This is a genomic window from Clostridium cibarium (assembly GCF_014836335.1).
Taxonomy (GTDB): domain Bacteria; phylum Bacillota; class Clostridia; order Clostridiales; family Clostridiaceae; genus Clostridium; species Clostridium cibarium.
Genome location: NZ_JACSRA010000009.1, coordinates 103,070 through 123,988, shown reverse-complemented (window position 1 = coordinate 123,988; position 20,919 = coordinate 103,070). Strand labels below are relative to the sequence as shown.

General features: G+C 30.2%; 16 protein-coding genes. 12 read left to right on the top strand and 4 right to left on the bottom strand.

The genetic code is table 11. The annotated features are described in order from the left end of the window. Positions 1-224 precede the first annotated feature (224 nt). Complete coding sequence (gene nagA, locus H9661_RS07645) at positions 225-1,355, bottom strand: N-acetylglucosamine-6-phosphate deacetylase (protein ID WP_191768090.1); 1,131 nt, start codon at positions 1,353-1,355, stop codon at positions 225-227. A 277-nt stretch (positions 1,356-1,632) separates the two neighbouring features. On the opposite strand from nagA, the gene H9661_RS07640 reads away from it, so the two are divergent. From H9661_RS07640 to H9661_RS07610, 7 genes are all read left to right on the top strand, one after another. Beyond that, entirely contained in the window at positions 1,633-2,358 is a 726-nt protein-coding gene (locus tag H9661_RS07640; RefSeq protein ID WP_191768088.1) for a GntR family transcriptional regulator, read from the top strand. 21 nt (positions 2,359-2,379) lie between these two features. After that, positions 2,380-3,111: a glucosamine-6-phosphate deaminase gene (gene nagB, locus H9661_RS07635; protein ID WP_191768086.1), complete on the top strand. Its 732-nt coding sequence runs from the start codon at positions 2,380-2,382 to the stop codon at positions 3,109-3,111. 353 nt (positions 3,112-3,464) lie between these two features. Then, complete coding sequence (locus H9661_RS07630; protein WP_143318030.1) at positions 3,465-4,442, top strand: mannose/fructose/sorbose PTS transporter subunit IIA; 978 nt, start codon at positions 3,465-3,467, stop codon at positions 4,440-4,442. A 35-nt stretch (positions 4,443-4,477) separates the two neighbouring features. Next, entirely contained in the window at positions 4,478-5,284 is an 807-nt protein-coding gene (locus H9661_RS07625; protein ID WP_143318031.1) for a PTS mannose/fructose/sorbose transporter subunit IIC, read from the top strand. Between the two features lie 19 nt (positions 5,285-5,303). Beyond that, the gene (locus H9661_RS07620) at positions 5,304-6,215 is read left to right on the top strand and encodes a PTS system mannose/fructose/sorbose family transporter subunit IID (protein ID WP_143318033.1); all 912 of its coding nucleotides are present in this window, start codon (positions 5,304-5,306) and stop codon (positions 6,213-6,215) included. A gap of 152 nt (positions 6,216-6,367) precedes the next feature. Continuing rightward, positions 6,368-6,742: a DUF956 family protein gene (locus H9661_RS07615; protein ID WP_191768084.1), complete on the top strand. Its 375-nt coding sequence runs from the start codon at positions 6,368-6,370 to the stop codon at positions 6,740-6,742. A 260-nt stretch (positions 6,743-7,002) separates the two neighbouring features. After that, entirely contained in the window at positions 7,003-7,914 is a 912-nt protein-coding gene (locus H9661_RS07610) for an EamA family transporter (protein ID WP_143318036.1), read from the top strand. Between the two features lie 163 nt (positions 7,915-8,077). Here H9661_RS07610 and H9661_RS07605 read toward each other — a convergent pair whose 3' ends face one another. From H9661_RS07605 to H9661_RS07595, 3 genes are read right to left on the bottom strand one after another with little or no spacing between them, the layout of a single operon-like run. Further along, positions 8,078-9,085, bottom strand: coding sequence for an arabinose ABC transporter substrate-binding protein (locus H9661_RS07605; protein WP_143318037.1), 1,008 nt, complete (start codon positions 9,083-9,085; stop codon positions 8,078-8,080). A 39-nt stretch (positions 9,086-9,124) separates the two neighbouring features. Further along, on the bottom strand, positions 9,125-10,753 hold the full coding sequence (locus H9661_RS07600) for a response regulator transcription factor (RefSeq protein WP_191768082.1): 1,629 nt from the start codon (positions 10,751-10,753) through the stop codon (positions 9,125-9,127). A 26-nt stretch (positions 10,754-10,779) separates the two neighbouring features. Continuing rightward, positions 10,780-12,510 carry a sensor histidine kinase gene (locus H9661_RS07595; protein WP_191768080.1) on the bottom strand — a complete coding sequence of 577 codons (1,731 nt, stop codon included), beginning with the start codon at positions 12,508-12,510 and terminating at the stop codon, positions 10,780-10,782. Between the two features lie 329 nt (positions 12,511-12,839). Here H9661_RS07595 and H9661_RS07590 point away from each other — a divergent pair, with 329 nt between their 5' ends. From H9661_RS07590 to H9661_RS07570, 5 genes are all read left to right on the top strand, one after another. Beyond that, a complete protein-coding gene (locus H9661_RS07590) occupies positions 12,840-14,573 on the top strand; it encodes a solute:sodium symporter family transporter (RefSeq protein ID WP_143318042.1) in 1,734 nt (577 codons plus the stop codon). Between the two features lie 326 nt (positions 14,574-14,899). Continuing rightward, positions 14,900-16,477 (top strand): multicopper oxidase domain-containing protein, encoded by a 1,578-nt coding sequence (locus tag H9661_RS07585; protein ID WP_191768077.1) that lies wholly within the window; start codon positions 14,900-14,902, stop codon positions 16,475-16,477. Between the two features lie 103 nt (positions 16,478-16,580). Next, positions 16,581-16,943 carry a hypothetical protein gene (locus H9661_RS07580; protein ID WP_143318044.1) on the top strand — a complete coding sequence of 121 codons (363 nt, stop codon included), beginning with the start codon at positions 16,581-16,583 and terminating at the stop codon, positions 16,941-16,943. Positions 16,944-17,620: 677 nt separating this feature from the next. After that, on the top strand, positions 17,621-17,977 hold the full coding sequence (locus H9661_RS07575; RefSeq protein WP_191768075.1) for a hypothetical protein: 357 nt from the start codon (positions 17,621-17,623) through the stop codon (positions 17,975-17,977). A 629-nt stretch (positions 17,978-18,606) separates the two neighbouring features. Further along, entirely contained in the window at positions 18,607-20,823 is a 2,217-nt protein-coding gene (locus H9661_RS07570; protein ID WP_207729647.1) for a serine hydrolase domain-containing protein, read from the top strand. Positions 20,824-20,919: the final 96 nt, after the last annotated feature.

The following is a 20,919-nucleotide window of genomic DNA, read 5'->3' as shown; positions in this document are numbered from 1 at the left end:
GTAAATAAACTATGCAATAAAGATCTCTACGGGTGTACAGCAAATTGATTCATGACTGTAAAATGATAGAGTGAAGATCCAGATGAATATTATGGATATGATAGATAGAGTTGATAGAGCATACTTCTCCTCCACTATGAAACCCACAAAGTCCAGTATTCGGATATTGTGGGCTTTTTGTTTTTTCTTAAATTGAAAGAAGTATTGGTTTATCTCATTGAGTATTACAATATTTCCTTTCCTAAAATGAAAACTTTCTTTATATTAATATCATCATCAAATAGTATTAAATCAGCATCATAACCTTCTTTAATTTGCCCTTTATGATCATCTACTTTACAATGTCTAGCTCCGTTGAATGAAGCCATCTTCACGATTTCATGTAGAGGTAAGTCTGAATTTTTATATACGTTTCTAACTGCCTTATCAATAGTAAGTACAGAACCTGCTAAAGCTCCATTTTCTAAACGGGCTTCATCATTGTTTACTATAACTTTTTGTCCACCTAATGAATATTCTCCATTTGGCATGCAACAAGCCATCATAGCATCAGATATTAACAACACATTGTCAGTCCCCTTTTGCTTATATGCAATTCTTAAAGCTGGATATGAAATATGAATTCCATCAGCAATTGTTTCTGTAGTTATATTGCTGTCAAAAATAGCCCCTACAGCTCCTGGATTTCTATGATTTAAAGGTGTCATTGTATTGTATAAATGAGTTGAATGACTAGCGCCACACTCTATTGCTGCAATCATTTCTTCGTAAGTTGCATTTGTATGACCTAGTGAGCAGATAACTCCGGTATCTGATATGTACTTGATAAGTTCTTTGGCACCATCAATTTCTGGTGATAGGGTTATGGAAACAATAATACCTTCATAATCTTTTACTATGCCCTTATAAGTTGAAATAGACGGGGATAGAATATGTTTAGGATTTTGTGCGCCAATTGCTTTTGGACTTACAAAAGGACCTTCTAAATGAACGCCTAAAACATGTGCTCCTTCAGAACCAATTTTCTTCAGACTTTTTATAACACCTAATGATTTTCTGATATCTTCTATAGAAACAGTCATAGTAGTAGGGGTAAAGGCAGTTGTTCCATGCTTAACTATTGTTTTAGCAATGGTATTGATTGCTTCACTGGTACCGTCCATTGTATCATAACCACCTGCACCATGAATATGAACATCAATAAAACCAGGTGAAACATATAATCCTTTTGCGTCTAATGTATTTTCATCGTGGTATTTAGCGGGATTTATTTCTTTAATTTTTCCGTTTTCTATAAGAATTGAGCCTTTTTCTATTCTATCTAGATAAATAATATTGCAATTTTCTATTATCATATTATGCTCCTTTAAGTGTAATTTCTTATGTTGTACAACTGGATATTGCCAGTTGTTTATATTAAGTATATATGATTAGTAAAGGAATTTTCAAGTGCATATTGACACAAATATAATAATTAATTATAATTTTATTGTAGTGATAATTACCACTTTAGTATAAATTTCTATAGCTGGTATGGTTAAAGGAATTCCTTTATTAAACAATTCATGTTTTATTTTATATTAAGTAAGGGTATAATAATCATAAACTGCTAGAACTAAAAGAGGTGCATTTATGATTGAAATTGATAAGAAGTTGACAATTCCGTTATATGTTCAGCTAATGAATATTCTTATTGAAAAAATACAAAATGAAATGGAAGAACATGATAAATTGGATTCTGAAAGAGAAATTTGTAAAAAGTATGGGGTTAGTAGGACAACTGTAAGGGAAGCTTTAGATGAGTTAGAAAAGAACAAATATATTTATAAAGTACAAGGAAAAGGAAATTTCATATCTCCTAGAGTAGTAGAACAAGATTTAATAAAAGTTTCGTCCTTTACAGAAGAAATGAAAAAGCATGGAAAAAAACCGACTTCAAAATTGTTAAACTTTGAGATTATTGAAGCCAGTAATGAAATATCTACAAAATTAAAAATAGAAAAAAATGAACTCGTATTTAAGATCTCAAGAATAAGGATTGCAGATGATATCCCGATGATATATGAAACAACATATTTGCCATATGAAAGATTTGAAGAACTAACTAAAGAAATGATTGAAAAATTTTCGCTGTATGAATTGTTAAAGAATACTTTCAATGTAAATATTACATCAGCAGAGGAAGTGATTGAGAGTGTTTTAATAAATAAATTGGAAAGCATTTATTTGAAAATACCTCAAGGACAAGCTGGATTAAAATTTGAAAGAATAGTATATGAGCAAAAGGGAATCATTGAATATACTATAACTATAGCAAGAGGAGACAAGTATAGGTATAGGGTTTGTTTAACTAATTAACAACAAAGGAGAGTATTATAAATGAAGTTACTAGTAGTTAAAGATTATGAGGAAATGAGCTCTGTTGTATCTGAAATATTTAAAGATATAATCACTGAAAAAGCAGATGCTGTTTTAGGGCTTGCAACAGGAAGTACTCCAATTGGATTGTATAAAAAACTTATAGAAATGAATAAAAATAAAGAAATAGATTTTAGTAATATAAAAACAGTAAATTTAGATGAATACGTTGGACTTGGAGAAGAAGATCCTCAAAGTTATCGATATTTTATGAATAACAATTTGTTTAATCACATAAATATAGATAAAGCCAATACATTTGTTCCAAATGGCTTAGCAGAAGATCTTGAAAAAGAAACTAAAAGTTATGATGAAAAAATAGAGGAATTAGGTGGTATTGATATACAAATTCTCGGAATTGGAAGCAATGGCCACATTGCATTTAATGAACCAGATGATTTTTTGATATCAGAAACACATGTAACTAATTTAGCTAAAAGTACTATCGAAGCAAATTCAAGATTTTTTAAATCAATAAATGAAGTGCCTACTAGGGCTATAACTATGGGAATTGGACAAATAATGAAAGCAAAAAAAGTATTACTGTTAGTAAAGGGAGAAGATAAAACAGAAGTTATAAAGGAATTATTAGATGGAAATATTACAACAAATAATCCTGCAACAATGTTAAAATTACATAAAGATGCAACTATAGTAATAGATGAAACAATGAAAAATAGAATTAAAAAATAAAATTAAAAAAAGTTAAGAAATATGTTGCATATTGGAGAATAGAATGTTATTATGAAAACGTAGCCATAAGAAAGGAATCTAATAAAGATTCCTGAATATATTATAAAAATAATAATAATATCTAGCGTGTTACTGATTCGATCAGGCATAAGCATAGGTAAATAAAATAATTTAGTATTTGTTTGTTATATTACAAGTTTTGTACAGTCTTACAAGGTATCATCATATTTTTTTTATGATTCAATTTTAGTGTACAAGTAGTGTAATGAGATTTAAACATATATTATTGGGTTTTATTTCTGAATGCTTATGCCTTTTGTTTTTGTAGCAAATAAAAAATAGGAGGTATAAAAATGGTAGGAATTATTCTTGCTAGTCATGGAGACTTTGCTAAAGGCATATTGCAATCTGGAGCAATGATTTTTGGAGAACAAGAAAACGTAAAAGCTGTTACGTTGATGCCTAGTGAAGGACCTGATGATATTAAAGCAAAAATGAAAGATGCAATTTCATCCTTTGACAACCAAGATGAGGTTTTATTTTTAGTTGATCTTTGGGGTGGTACACCATTCAACCAAGCGAATACTCTATTTGAAGAACATAAAGATAAATGGGCAATCGTAGCTGGTTTGAATTTACCAATGCTGATTGAAGCTTATGGTTCACGTCTTTCAATGGAATCTGCACAGGAAATTGCAGCTTTTATTTTAAATTCAGCTAAAGAAGGAGTTAAAGTTAAGCCTGAGGCATTGGAACCAGTAGATACTGGTAAATCTAATGTAGCTTCAGCGGGGCAATCTAATGCAGGTGCACCTGGAACATTTGAATATGTTTTAGCTAGAATCGACTCTCGTTTACTTCATGGTCAAGTAGCAACTGCTTGGACAAAAACTGTAAATCCTACACGAATTATCGTAGTGTCAGATGCGGTGGCTAAAGATGAGCTTCGTAAGAATTTAATCACACAAGCTGCTCCTCCAGGGGTTAAGGCTCATGTTGTACCAGTTGATCATATGATTAAGCTTGCAAAAGATGATCAACATTTTGGTGGACAACGTGCAATGCTTCTTTTTGAAAATCCAAAAGATGTACTTAGAGCAGTAGAAGGTGGAGTCCCTTTGAAAACGGTTAATGTTGGTTCGATGGCTCACTCTATAGGTAAAGTTCAACCAAACAAAGTTCTTGCTTTCAATCAAGAAGATATTGATACTTTCAATAAGCTTAAACAATCTGGACTTAATTTCGATGTTCGTAAAGTACCAAATGATTCAAAGGGAAATATGAACGAAATACTTAAAAAAGCACAAGAGGAATTAAATAAAATAAAATAATCTAATAATTTAAATAAAAAGGAGGATTAATAATCGTGACTTTAAATATAATTCAAATAATATTAGTCATTATTGTAGCATTTCTAGCTGGTGTAGAAGGTATTTTGGATGAATTCCATTTTCACCAACCAATAATTGCTTGTACGTTAATCGGCTTAGTTACAGGTAACTTAGTTCCATGCTTAATCTTAGGTGGTATGCTTCAAATGATTGCCTTAGGTTGGGCAAATATAGGTGCTGCCGTAGCACCAGATGCAGCATTAGCATCTGTTGCATCTGCAATCATCCTAGTTCTTGGAGGACAAGGTAAAGAAGGAGTTACTTCAGCAATCGCTATTGCTGTTCCTCTAGCAGTTGCAGGGTTATTATTAACTATTATTTGTCGTACTATTGCTACAGCATTTGTACATTTTATGGATTCTGCTGCTAAACAAGGAAATCTAAAAGCTATCGAAATGTGGCAAATCGCTGCTATTTGTATGCAAGGTATACGTATTGCAATTCCAGCAGCATTGATCTTAGCAATTGGCGCTGGTCCTATTAGTTCATTACTTGATTCTATGCCTGCTTGGTTAACAGATGGTTTAGCAATTGGTGGTGGAATGGTTGTAGCTGTTGGTTATGCAATGGTAATCAACATGATGGCTACAAAAGAAGTATGGCCATTCTTTGCAATCGGTTTTGTATTAGCAACTGTTTCACAAATTACACTTATCGGATTAGGTGCAATAGGTGTAGCATTAGCTCTTATTTACTTAGCACTTGGTAAACAAGGTGGCTCAGGCAATGGTGGAGGCTCAAATACAGGAGATCCATTAGGCAATATCATAGATAATTACTAAGAAGGGAGAGGAAACGAAAATGTCAAAAGAATTAAAATTAACAAAAAGAGATCGTATTTCTGTTTGGTTCCGTTCATTTTTCCTTCAAGGTTCTTGGAACTATGAAAGAATGCAAAACGGTGGTTGGGCATTTGCAATGATTCCCGCAATCAAAAAATTATATAAAACTAAAGAAGATAGAGCAGCTGCATTAGAACGTCACTTAGAGTTCTTTAACACTCACCCATATGTAGCTTCACCAATTATTGGTGTAACATTGGCTTTAGAAGAAGAACGTGCAAATGGTGCACCAATCGATGATGTAACTATTCAAGGGGTTAAAGTTGGTATGATGGGACCTTTAGCTGGTATCGGAGATCCAGTTTTCTGGTTTACTGTTAAACCAATTTTAGGGGCATTAGCTGCTTCTCTTGCTATGACTGGTAACATTCTTGGACCACTTATTTATTTCTTTGCTTGGAATGCAATTCGTATGTCATTTATGTGGTATACACAAGAATTTGGTTACAAAGCAGGATCTCGTATTACTGATGATTTATCAGGTGGTTTACTACAAGATATCACAAAAGGAGCATCCATCCTTGGTATGTTCATTTTAGGATCATTGGTTAATAGATGGGTATCAGTTAAATTTGCGCCAGTAGTATCATCCGTTAAATTAAGTGATGGTGCATTCATTGATTGGAGCAAACTTGCTGATGGAGCAGAAGGTGTTAAACAAGCTCTATTACAACAAGGATCTGGTATGTCATTAACTGATACTAAGGTTACAACGCTTCAAAATAACTTGGATTCATTAATTCCTGGACTTGCAGGATTATTAATTACACTTCTTTGTATGTGGTTACTTAAGAAGAAAGTATCTCCAATTGTTATTATTCTTGGGTTATTTGTAATTGGTATTGTATTCCACTTAATCGGTTTAATGTAATATTTTTTACTTAGCCTAGGCTTTTATAGCCTGGGCTTTTTTAACCACTTTTAATGGACTTTGGAATAATTGATAGAAATATATATAGAATATATAATAAAAGTATATAATTAAAAATAAATGTGTGTATAAGTAGAAAAGAGGTAGATTAGATGGTTCAATCACTCAATACAAAGGTGGATCTAACAATTGATGCAACAGCTTTTACTGGCTTTTCAGATTATGGCAAAATTATGATTGGTGACAAAGGCTTTGAATTCTATAATTCTCGTGATATTAGTAAGTTTATACAAATTCCTTGGGAAGAGGTTGACTATGTCATTGCATCCGTATTGTTTAAAGGAAAGTGGATTCCACGATATGCAATCCGAACGAAGAAAAATGGTACATATACTTTTGCTTCTAAAGATTCAAAAAAAGTACTTCGTGCTATTCGAAATTATGTTGACCCAGATCATATGGTTTATTCGTTAAGCTTTTTTGATGTAGTGAAACGAGCGGTGAAATCCATATTTAAGAAGAGTTGATTTAGATGCTTTATATAATTTTATGATTTATAATTAGGCATATACATAAGTTAACATAGTATTAGAAAATAAAATTAATATGTAAAACATAATATATTTTACTTGACAATTTACAGCAATGATTTTATACTTTAATAAAAAATTTAATAATAAAACCTTTTTAGGATGTGGATTTTTCTAGAGAAGTTCTATTTTCGCCACACAATTATCAATGTGATAATTGTGTGGCTTTTTTGTGTTTTAAAGGAGGAGGAATAATTTTGAGAAAATGGCATTATGCATTGGTTGTTTTTTTAGGCGGATGTAGTTATGGAATATTATCAACATTTGTAAAGCTTGCTTATTCAGCAGGTTTTTCATCAACAGAGGTAACAGGAGGACAATATTTTTTTGGAACAGTGCTTATATGGTGTGTTGCTTTATTTACAAAAAAGAAAAAATTATCATTGAAACAAACTTTAAAGCTTGTTTTATCTGGAATTCCATTTGGGTTAACAGGTTTGTTTTATTATCAATCATTAAAAACACTCAATGCTTCATTAGCAATAATTTTTCTATTTCAATTTGTCTGGATTGGTACAATATTTGATTGGATATTTAATAATAAAAAACCTAGTAAACAAAAACTTATGTCCATAGGTATTGTACTGATTGGTTCTGTTTTAGCTGCAAATGTTATTTCACAGAAAGGAGGAAACTTTTCATGGCAGGGAGCAATTTGGGGATTGCTTGCTTCATTCACTTATACAGGTTTTATTTTTCTTAGTAGTTCAGTTGAGAAAGATACACCACCAGTATTAAAAAGTGCACTTATTTCAACAGGTGCTTTAATAGTCATATTTTTGTTGTTTCCACCAAAATTTTTATTAGACTTTTCTGTGCTAAAAGGGTTAACTCAATATGGATTGATACTGGGAATATTTGGGGTTTGTCTTCCGCCACTTTTATTCTCAATTGGAATGCCACATGTTGGGCCAGGACTTGGAACTATACTATCTGCTTCTGAGCTTCCAACGGCTGTGACTATGTCATCATTAGTTTTATCAGAGCACGTGAATTGGATGCAATGGATAGGGGTAATACTTATATTGGTGTCAATTATAGGCTGTAATATAAGAAGTGAAAAAGATGCTAGGGAATCATCTAGTGACGTACAAGAGAGTTGTGTTTAAATTTTAGTTCATTCATAAAGGAAAACAAGGAGATACTAAATGGTACTTTAAAACCTAGTAAGAAAAAGAGTTTTTATTGGTATAAGAACTCTTTTTCTAGCAATGGTAAAGTCAATTTCTTAGTAGCTTTAAATTTAAGCATACATACATGTCCCTTTTAATTTCACAGACCATTAATTAAAGTGGTTTGGTCTTGATAGTTATCTCTTGTAATTATTTTGTCATTAACTAAATATTTATCAGGTATTTTTTTATTAAGTAACAGATTTTCAATGAGTTTTTCAGCAGCAATTTCTCCTACTTCAGTAGCACTTATATATGCAGAGGCTATAAGAGGGGAGTTTTGTTTTTGAAATTCGTCCTTTGCTACATAGCCGCCTACGCCTACAACTACAGCACTTTCTGCAAGGCCCGATTGTTCAAGTGCTTTTATTGCTCCAATTGTACCAGCTTCATTGGCAGACATGACAAACCAATTTTTTATATTTTTATTAGCGTTTATAGTGGAGGCTGCAGAATAAAAACTTTTTTCAGACTGTCCATTATATTCTGATTGAAAAATATTTTCTTTAGGAAAATCAGGAAAGCTTTCTTTGAATGTATTTAATTGCCCTTCAGTTCTAGGTATGCAACTAGAAACTGAATCCATTGTCATAAGTAGAAGGCCTGAGGACTTAGGGTCAGTAAGTTTATTATTATTTTTTAAGTAATCTACCATAAGGTTAGTCATATCTCGACCTATTTGATTAGAATCTATTCCGACGAAAGGAGTAAGATAATTGCCTTTATCATCAGTAAGGGGATCATCACAGGCGATAATAGGAATATTTGCTTTTTTGCATCTATCAACAGTAATTTTACTTAATTTTTGATCAGGAATACATATTAATATACCATCTACTTTTTGAGTAATTAAGTTGTCTAAAGCAGATAAATATACATCAGGGTTCATTTTAGCATCTATGGTAATTACATCTTTTGCACCCATTTCTAAAGCTTTATTTTTAGCAGCTTCACTTTCTTCTTGAAACCAGGTTTCGTCTAAAGTTTTATAAATAACAGCAATAACTAAATCAGATTTTTTATTATCTTCCGTATTAGATATCTTGTTATAAGAAAAAATAAAGGTAGAAAAAATTACAATTACAACTAAAGGTATTTTTTTATTCATGTCAATATAAATTCCTTTCATTAGTTTAGAAATATAAAATTAATTATGATTTTCGAAGGTGGAGTCTCTAAATTGGTTTGGTGTAATACCTGTAACTTTTTTGAAAAGTATACTAAATTGTTGAGGACTACTGAAGCCAAGTTTAGCTGATACTTCGTAAAGTTTGTAATTAGTGGATAATATTATTTCTTTAGATTTTTCTATTCTAGCTTTTAGAATATACTGTGTTACATTTTCACCTGTTTCTTCTTTAAATATCCTACATAAATAAACCTTATGAACATTAATATTTGTAGCTATATCTGTTAGGCTTAGTGAAGGATTATATAAGTTTTTATTTATGTAATTTATACAATCTGATACTTTTTTGCTGTATTTATTTTTGAAAAAATTGTTTGTTTTATAATTAATTATTTTAGTAAAAATTTCAATAAACCAACTTCTCATTTCTTCAATAGTTTCCTTTGTTGATAGGATTTCCATAGGTATATACGAAGTTGAAAAAATATCTTTATATTCTATGGAATACCTGTTACAAGTTTTTATTATCAAATCTAAAAGAGAGGAGTTTATATAATTAAGATAATTAAACTGCATAAATCCTCTTATGTCTTTGTCATATAAATGGGTTAGTTCTAAATTTAAGCTTTCTATATGGTTTTGTTCAATAGCTGCAGAAATAGAATTAATCCTTTTACTTAAAGTATTACTATCTAAGTTTAGACCTTTAACAAAGGTATTATTTAAAATTATAGTTCCATTTCCAAGGAATACCTTCATTTTAGAAAGTTTAAATACTTCATCCCAATACTTTTTTATTCCAAAAGGTTTTTTAAAGGTAGAACTTATACTTATGGTTAAACTAACATTATGTATCAGAGAAATTCTCCTTCGTATTTCTTGTGCTAAAGAATAACATTGATTTATTATGTCAGCTTCACTAGCTGTTGGAGTTAAGCGTACGATAGCTGTAAATTCTCCATTTTCACTATAAAAACATTCACCAATATTAAGCTCGTCCATAACTTCATAAAAAGTTTTAATAATTTCTTTAAGAGTTTTTGTACAAAACTCTTCATTGTTTATATACTTAAAAAAGTTATCTATTTGAATGAAAAATAGGGCGAAAAGTTTTCCGTTTAAATTAAGGTTAAGGTTTTCAATAAGACTTAGACCATCATCTTCATTTATATCATTAAATATAAGTTTTCTAAGAGCTACATCCTTGTTTTCTCTAAAAAAATTCAAGAGTTTATGTTCTTTTCTAATTTCAGTTTTTTTGACATTTATATTATCAAGGTCAGTTTTTGTTTTTGCCAATATACCGTATAAATCATTAGGAGATATTAAATCTTTTATTAAATAATCTGTTATTCCCATTTTCATAGCCCTTTGAGCGTAAGTAAAATCTTCATAACAGCTAAGTATTAAAAATTTTTGAGATTTATTTATCTTTTGTATTTCTTCTATTAAATCTAAGCCATCCATAATAGGCATTTGTATGTCTGTAATTATAAGATCAGGGTTTATATTAGAATAGTTGTTAAGCGCTTCTTTACCATTTGAAGCACTAGATACTATTTTAAAATCAGTATCTTCCCAATTTATTATATAGGAAAGAATTTCACGTGCTGGTATTTCATCATCGACAATCATTACCTTGTACATATTGTTATTCTCCTTAAGTAGTATTTCTAATAAATATACGGAATGTTAAATTCTATACAAGTCCCAATTCCACTTTTGCTATATACATTTAAATTATATTCATTTCCAAAATATAGTCTTAGTCTTTCTCTTATGTTATCTAAACTAATACCATTAGAACCTCTATGAGAGGATTTTTCTTTGCTAAATCCAACACCATCATCTATGACTCTTATGGTTATAAACTCTACTTTTGCCAATATGTCTATTCTAATAGTACCAGATGAGCCTTTAGGTACTATTCCATGATAAAGAGAATTTTCAATAAGAGGTTGAAGTATCAGTTTTGGTATTAAACAGTTACTTAATTCTTCAGGTATATTACACACTAATCTAACTATGTCTCCATATCTATATTTTTGTATGTTTAAATAATTTTTCGTGCAGGTTACCTCTTCTTTTAAAGTTATAAGTTTTTTGCTTGTAGATATACTTTGTCTTAAGAGACTGTTAAAGGATTGAATAAGTTCTCTTATCTCTCCTTGATTATTTTTTATGGCTAAATAATTTATTGTATTAAGTGTATTATGTATAAAATGAGGATTTATCTGTGATTGTAATAAATCTAGCTGAGTTTTCACAGATTCTACTTCAAGTTTTTTGTTTTCTTCCTCTTCCTTATATATTTGGTTAATCAAGTCTTTCATATTATAAATCATCTTGTTGAAATTGTTTACAAGATATTTAAGTTCATCCTCAGTGTTAACTTCTAACTTGTCGGGCCATTCACCATTTTCAAATCTATTCATTGCTTTTGTAATAGCATGTATAGGATCTGTTATTTTTTTTGATGTAATATGACTGATAATGATTACAATTATGATACTAAATATACCTATACAATAAATTAGTACTTTAATAGCATTTAGGTTTTTAGTTAGAGAATCTAAAGAAATTAATCCGATTACTCTCCATTCTGGATATGCTTCTATAACACTATTAAATTCAATATATTTTGTATCGTTTACTTTCAAAGTATCATCATTAACTTTTTCTAGCATCGTTTTATCATAATCCATATTTCCTATCTTATATATTAAACTTCCGTTCTTATCAACAATAAAAGTACTATCAAAGACACCAGTACAATAGTCATCTATATTTGTAAATAAACTTTTTTTCTTTATGTTGAGCATAAGGTAGCCTATGAGAAAGTAATTTTCTTTATCTAAATATCTAGAAAAATAAGTTATGGTTGTTTTTTTATCATAATCAGGATCTACATAATTAAATGGAAAAGTATTGGGAGATGAGAATTTGTTTGAATAGTTACTTTCTATAAAATTATCAAACTCCTTATTTCCATAAATTAAATCACTATAAGGATATTGTGAATAAAGAGGATCCATTATTTTTTTATCAGTCGTTAAAGGAATAACGGAAGTTATATAGTTACTCCGTTTGCAATAGTCTGATAGAGAACTCAAAAATTCAGTATTAGTTGTTGAATCAATGTATTTATTTTTGTTAACCTTAGACATAAAATCATAAACAGTCTTATCGTTTTCAATCATATAAGAATCATGCCGTATAAAATCTAAATTTTCATTAAGTGTTTTAGAGATTACAGTTATTTTTTCTGTTGCAACATTATTATATTGCTTAATTATTTCTTTTGAAAATATAGAGCTTATGGATGATGTAATGGCTACTGTAAGGCTAAATATTATTATGGAAAAATATATAGTTATCCTATTTCTTACTCTTTTTATCTTCATTAATTATCACCTTAGGCAATTATAGCACTAAGGTTAAGCGATTTCAAAGTAAAAATGAAGTTTGCATAGGAGAAGTAGTTGTAGGAGTCTATGTGATTTTTCAAATTTAAAATTAAATTAAGTATTAAGTTAATATTTTATAAGAAAAGTTAATAATTAAGATTTTTATAATATAACGATTTCAATATAATATGATTAACGGTTACAGAAAACAATAACATCCTGTAGTTTACGAGGATGTTATTGTTTTATATCCATAGCTTTATTCTAGATAATAAGTAAACGTTATGGTATGTAATAATATTCATTAATTAAAAAGGAGAAAAAACATGTTAACCATTATTTCGTTTTTATTTTGTATTATATTAGTAGCAACAATTACTTATCGTAAGTTAAAAGGACAAAAAAATAACTCGAAGGATTCTTATTTCTTAGGAGGACGTAGTTTAACAGGAGGAGTAATAGGAGCATCTTTACTTCTTACGAATTTAAGTGCATCTAATTTTGTAGGGATGAGTGCTCAGGCATATAGTAGTAATATGAGTGTTATGGGATGGGAAGTCGGTTCCGGGGTTACTCTTGTAATTGTAGCTTTATTCTTACTTCCAAGATATTTGAAGCAAGGTATTACAACTGTACCAGATTTTCTTGAAGAACGTTTTGATTCAGGAGTTAAAAAGATAGTTTCATTATTATTTTTATTAGGATATGTTTCAAATTTACTTCCAATAACTCTTTATTCAGGAGCTATTGCACTAGCACAAATCTTTAACGTACAAGAAATGTTTGGAATAAGCTATACAGCTAGTGTTTGGATTATGGTTTGGGTTATAGGTATAATAGGATTTATTTATGCTATACTTGGAGGCTTAAAAGCAGTTGCAGTATCTGATACATTAAATGGTATAGGACTAGCTATTGGTGGATTAATGGTTCCTGTATTTGGATTAATATATTTGGGGCATGGTAGCTTTTCTACAGGATTATCAAATATGTTAGTGAATAATTCGGATAAGTTCAATGCTATAGGAACATCACATGATCCTATACCTTTTGGAACTATATTTACAGGAATGATTTTAGTTAATCTTTATTACTGGGGAACAGACCAAGCAATTATACAAAGAGCATTAGCTGCTAAAAATTTAGCAGAAGGTCAAAAAGGAATAATCTTTGCAGGGCTTTTAAAAGTATTAACGCCTTTAATAGTTATAATACCTGGAATTATAGCTTTTAATGTATATGGATCAGGAATTGAAAATCCAGATCTTTTATATTCAAAACTAGTAAATGAAGTTTTACCAAAACCTTTAATTGGTTTCTTTGCAGCAGCTATGTTTGGATCAGTATTAAGTGTATTTAATGGGGTCCTAAATAGTGCATCAACTTTATTTGCATTAAATGTATATAGTCCTATATTGGGAAAAGGAAAATCTGATAAAGAAATTATATCAAAAGGTAAGCAGTTTGGTCTTGTTTTAGCCATAATCTCTATGACTATAGCGCCATTTATAATGTATGCACCACAAGGCTTATTTGAGTATTTACAAACAGTAAATGGGTTTTTCAATGTTCCTATATTTACAATAGTCTTTATAGGTTATGTGACAAAAAAAGTTCCAGCAATAGCAGCAAAGGTATCTATAGTATTATTTGTACTAACTTATGGAACACTTCAATTAGTAATAAAACCAGATATACATTATCTTTATCAATTAGCTATTTTATTTGTAATCAGCTGTATAATTATGCTTGTTATTGGTAAAATCAAACCAAGAGATGAAGAATATATATTAAGAGACAATAAAGTTGTAGATATAAAACCATGGAAATATCGTTATGAAGCTTGTGGAGTTGTATTATTCTTAATGGTATCAATGTATATAGTTTGTTCAAAATTAGGATTTGCAAGTGAAAATGGAATAGGAGTTAAAACATTGATACCTATAGCATTAGTTGCAGCAGTATTGTATGCATTGGTAAAGGTTGTGAAGGCATGGAAGTGTAAAAAGGATTCTGATGTGGAGTTAGATTACAAAAACTCAGATGAAGTTTCATGTTAATTTAGATAGTATAGTAGAATATAATTATAATAAGGGGATGTATCAAAAGGTTATCTTGATATATCCCCTAAGTTTTTTATCTTTTTAAAGATGATAGAATTTCGGTAAAATATAGCAAAATTAATTTATATTCTTCTTATATTTTCGTCGACATTATGAAGGTGATATATCGTAACACTGATAGAAAACGAAATGTATGAAGTATTTATTGGAAGCTGCTATTTTATATTTGTTTAATTCCTGGAAGTAACCTAAAGTATTTAATAATCATATTATATATTGAGTCAAAAGATAAAGTTTGTTTTTACACAAGGAGATGTATATATATGGCAATAAGGCACTATGTTTTACTAGCAACAGATGGTTTTATTTGTTTACCAAATGGACCTGATTTGTGCAGTAATACACCTAATCCATGCACTAGTGCAGATAATCCGTGCACTGATCCGCAGTGTCCGTGCTCTGAAGATAGAAAAAAAGTTTATGTTTTTAGTTTTATTGGTGGACTTTATAAGGTTATAGATGAAGGTAATGTACAGTATGAAAACCCTGAACTTAATTGGAAGGATTCTAGAAAATGGCAAGATTTATTCAATTTAAGAGGTACTGGGACAATACCAGCTCCTATGATTTGGGGGGAAGTTGGAGACAGAATTTATATTACACTTATTAATCTAGGTATGAAGTGTAGACCTGATCTTATGGACCCACATACTGTGCATCTTCATGGTGCACATGTAGCAACACAACTAGATGGGTTTCCAGAGGCATCATTTGCAGTACCAATGTGGATGAAGCCCACAGAAGAGCCTCCTAATGCAACCTATTTCTTTGAACCTGAACATCCAGGAACTCAAATGTATCATTGTCATGTAGAGGCTTCTGAGCACGTCCAGATGGGGATGTATGGAGCATTAGTTGTCTATCCTTCAAAGAAAAGTCTAGAAAAAGCAGGTATTACTCAAGATCAAAAGGGAAGATGGTATTTACATCGTGAGCATCAATGTCAGATTCCAATAACTGCTACTAATAGAAACTTTGCCTATAATGATATAAACACCTATTTTGATAAAGAGTATGTAATGTTGTTATCGGATATTGATTCTGTATGGCATGATGCGGTATGGAAACCGGATCCAAATAATCCTTTCAATGCAGTGAATTTTAAACCAGATTATTGGCTTGTCAATGGCCGTGCCTTCCCAGACACATTACTTCCACATCCTCAAACACCGTCCTCAGGAAGTAATTCAAATTTGACACAAATTAATTATGAATCATACGTTCATATATCAACAAATGAAAAGTTCTTATTAAGGATGATTAATCTAGGTTATCAGGTTGTTCCTTGGCACATTCACGGATGGCATTTTACAGTTGTGGGTAAAGATGCTCACCCAAGTCCATTCCTAAAGATTGCTACTAAGTTGAATTATTTAGAACGTAATGACCCAATGGGATATATAGACGATATGGATTATATGGACAATATGGAGCAGATGGATCATGAATTGCAGAACATGGGATTTACAGCTACTATAGGTTCGGGAGAGACTTATGACTTACTATTAATAGCTGAAGATAAGAGACCTGTGTACAGAAAGTATATTGTTAAAGGCGAAGATAGTATTCAAGATAAAATTCCATCACTTTGCTCACAATTAGCTGATATGGAAGTTGCTGATATTCCTACAGAACCAGTTAATTGCCCAAATTATAATACAGTAAACTATATTGATATATGTCAAGGAAATCAAGGTGATGATAAATTTTTCCCACAGTTTTATCCAGCTCATAATCATGATGACTATAAAGTTACAAACAATGGGGTTTACCCAGGAGGTCAGCTAATTTTTATTCAAACTGATGCACCAAAAAATGTCATGAAAATGACGTTACAATAAACAATAAGCAAGATGATTGCTGTAATTAAATTTTAATGTTGATCTTATAAAGTAGGGGGTACCTGTTTAAAGTAGGGCCCCTTGATTAGGCAGGTGGTTTTAGTTGATAATTATACAATGGTTAATGAAGATATGGTATTTACTAACCTATAGATTTAAAAGAGAAAAACTGTATATTATAAAGGCTCAATTAAGTGGGGAGGGGGCTTTCATTGATATTAGGTATAGGATAACTAGACCTGATCGGGTGAAAGGTATAGAGAATATATATTTAGTTGATGAAGAAAGTAAGAAAAAATTTTATCTAATGAAACTTCCTAGGTATGGAGCAATACAAACAAAGCACCGTAAATATCAATATACAGGGATATTACTATTCCAAAATTTTGAGAATACGATAAAATCAGGGTCAAAGATTACATTAGTTTTTGGAAAGTTAGAAGTAAAAGGCATAATAATAAAATAATAAACTATGCAGGTAACCAGATATAAAACCCACTAAAATCTAAATATTAGATTTTAGTGGGTTATTTTTTTTATGTTAAAAAATATTTAAGTTATAATTTCATCCAATTAATCATAAGGACTTTCATTAATTGAATCTTCTGTTCAAAAGGCCATCGCTAAGTACGTAAATAATAGTGAAGTAAATGAAAATGCAAAAAATATGGTGGAAGAATATGAAAAAAGAAGATCTATATTTTGAAGCTGTGGGGAAGGAGTTTTGAGAATGACAATTGCCAGCAAACCTAGTTATATTGAAAATGGATTTAGGAGATCGATTGATTGGGCTATAGAAAAGCGTGAAAGTTAAGATATATATTATGATTAAATGAGATTGGTAATTTTTAGAGTTATTCATAAACAGGCTTTTCTTTACACTCTTCTATGGAAAATTATTTTCCAAGACAATTATCTTACTAATTAAGTATAGATTTTTAATAAACCAAGTAGATATGTTTCATATAATAGGCACAGAATCTAGATAGAACTAGTATTATTTAGAAAAAATTGGTTAAATTCGTATTTTAAAGACTCTTTAAATAAAATAATGAAATAACAAAAAATACAGCTTTTTACTTATAAGTAAAAATAATATAAAATATGTATGACAAGTAAAAATAAAAAAGGAGTGTTTTAATTATGTTAAAAAATAAGATAATTGGTCTAACAATGGTTCTATGTCTTGCTGTTTGTGGGACAAGCTTTATTTCCACAAAAGTATCTGCTAGTACTACAAATGATATTACTAAAATTTCAGTTTCACGTTCTACTTCATCATTTAGTTATGATATTGCTAAATTTTATAAAGCTAATGGTGATCTTATTAGTGAATCACCTGATACATCAAGTGATCAAGCAAACTATGATAGATATAAGGAACTTAGAAGGGCAGGTAGAATAGTAAGTCGTACTAGTTCGGTAATTCATAAGGAATATGAAGAAGGTGGAACTGGTAACTATTATAAAATAGTTAGGTATTATGTAACTTATAGATAACTCGGTCAAAGAAAATAAAAATAAAAAAGGAGTTGTAAAATTAATATTTGATTACTCCTTAGTATCGCCAATCACTTTTGTGATTGGCGATATTTTATGTTTCAGATTTTAGATATTATCCATATCCTAAAGGTGTCATACCTCCATCATCTGGTTTTTTGAAATTTTTTGGAGTATGTTAAAAATTTTAGTAATTAAAGAATCCAAGTAGATTGTATAAGGCATTGATTAATTCTTCTACAGTCTTAACAGATTGGGATGGAGATAAATTGGTAGGCATTGTACGGGTGCTGGGACAAATAATAAGAAGCATCTAAGAGGAACCTTCTAGATACAGATAAATTACTTTCTAGGAACTAATAGCGGATAAATAGGTAATTATATAGGTAAGAATAAAGTCACTATTTCTGAATGAGGGAAACATTGGCTTTATTTTCATTCAGCAAAAAGCTACAAAGAAGAGAAGCGAAATAAATAAAAATTAAATCTATATTAAAAATTCTTAAGGTTTATTTTAGAAATATATCCTTTAAGTTCCATAATATAAGTGATATTATAAAACAATATAATAATTGAGTGTATTAGCTATACATGAATTGTTAGAAGATAAAAAAAGGGGGAATATTAAAATGAAAAAACGTGTAGTTTCACTTATTTTGGTAGCATTAATAAGTGCATCATCAAAGTCAGTTTTCGCTGTAGATCAAAATTCAATTGGGATATTGGATACAAAGAACCCCAATAATACAATTACACTAGATCTTGCACCTAAAACAATTGACGGACAAAAAATAAAAATACCAGATACAAATGATGTTCAAAAGTTCAGAAGGGAAAATAATAGTCAAGTTAAAAGTGTTGCAGATAATGGTTATGAACAAGCAAAAGCAGTTGCAGAACAAAAAGCTTCAAGCTTAATTTCTCAATATGGAAGTACAAGTGTACAATATGCTTTAGTAAATAATGGGAAAATTGTACTATCTGGTAATGCAGGGGCATATTCAAAAGAAGAAAATAAATTATTAACAGCCGATAATATGTATGGAATTGCTTCTGTTAGTAAAATGTTTGTAACAACAGCAGTAATGAAATTAGTGGATGAAGGTAAAGTTAACCTTGATGCTCCAGTAAACCAATATATTAAAGAGTTTAGGATGGCGGATGATAGATACAAAAAGATTACAGTTAGGATGCTTTTAAATCATTCATCAGGCTTAATGGGTAGTTGTTATTCTAATGCACTTCTTTTTGGAGATAATGATACTTATGCACATGATACCCTTTTAGAACAATTAAAAACACAACGATTAAAGACAGATCCAGGTACTTGCTCAGTATATTGTAATGATGGATTCTCTCTTGCTGAAATTTTAGTAGAACATGTAACAGGAGATAGTTATACAGAATATATAACAAAAAATATTACAAATACTTTAAAAATGAATAATACTAAAACACCTGTCAGTAAATTTGATAGAGATAAATTAGCTAAGACATATTATCCAGAAATAAATAACGCTGTACCCACAGAAAATTTAAATTCCATTGGTGCTGGTGGAGTTTATTCAAGTGCAGAAGATTTATGTAGATTTGCAACAACTTTTACGCAAAATTCAAATAAAATTCTTTCTAACAATTCTTTAAGTGCAATGGAGAATAAGGAATACTTGAAAGGAATTTGGCCAGAAGAAAAAGATAATATACTAGGTTATGGATTAGGCTGGGATAGTGTAAATCTTTATCCTTTCAACCAATATAATATTAAAGCACTATCAAAGGGCGGAGATACTGAGTTTTATCATAGTTATTTAACTGTTTTACCAGAACAAAATATGGCTATAGCAATACTAAGTTCTGGAGGTGGGAGTAACTCAGATGGTGTAATGGCTCAAGAAGTACTTCTTGCTGCTTTAAAGGAAAAAGGTGTAATTAGTGATATAAAACTAGATAAGACTTTTACTCCACCACAAAAAGTAGCTGTTCCTTCAGAGCAAAAAAAATATGAAGGTTTATATGAATTGTCTCAAGGGTTTATTGATGTGAAAATAGATGAATCAGGTTCCTTAATATTATCCAATCCTCTAGAACCACAAGGAGCTAAACAAACTTTATATTATACAAAGGATGGAACTTTTGTAACTAGTGATGGATCAACAAATATAAAATTTGTAGAAGAATCAAATGGGGAGACATATCTTGAACAGTTTGGCTACTTAAATCTGTCAGGTTTAGGTCAAACAGTAATTGATGCCTATGTAGCACAAAAGGAAGAGGCTAATAATTTAAATGAAAGAGTTTCTAAAGTATGGGAAAAAAGGTATGGGAAAAAATATTACTTATTAAATGAAAAGTATTCTTCAGTATATTATATTCTTCCACTTGAAGCAGTACAAAGTATCGATGTAAAAGGAATTGAAGGATATTTTGGTATAGATAAAATAGTAGATGAAAATTCAGCAATTTCTACATTAGATGGACCAGGCATGATGTCAAGGGATCAAAATGATTATAAATTTTATATGAAGGACAAGCATGAATATCTAAGTGCAGGAGGTAGAGTTTATGTAGAAGAGGATGCAATGAAAGCTTTACCAACAAAAGATAAGTTCTCTTGTAAAATTGGTAAGGATGGATATGCTAAATGGTATGCTATTGGTGATGAATCAGCTGATAAGAAAATTACTGTAGATATACCTAAAAATGCAGCTTTTGTAGTTTATAATAGTAATGGCAAAGTACTAAACAATTCTTTAATTTCAGGCAGTAATAAGGTTACCTTACCTAAGGATGGTAAAATCGTATTTTTAGGTGGTTCACATGCTAAGTTTACAATAAAATATGAATAAAAATATCCTATACTTATGATGTACAAGCTATTTTTATAATAAGTAGGAGAAACTAGGGAAGAAGTTATATTTCGTAAATAGAAACATGAAATATAG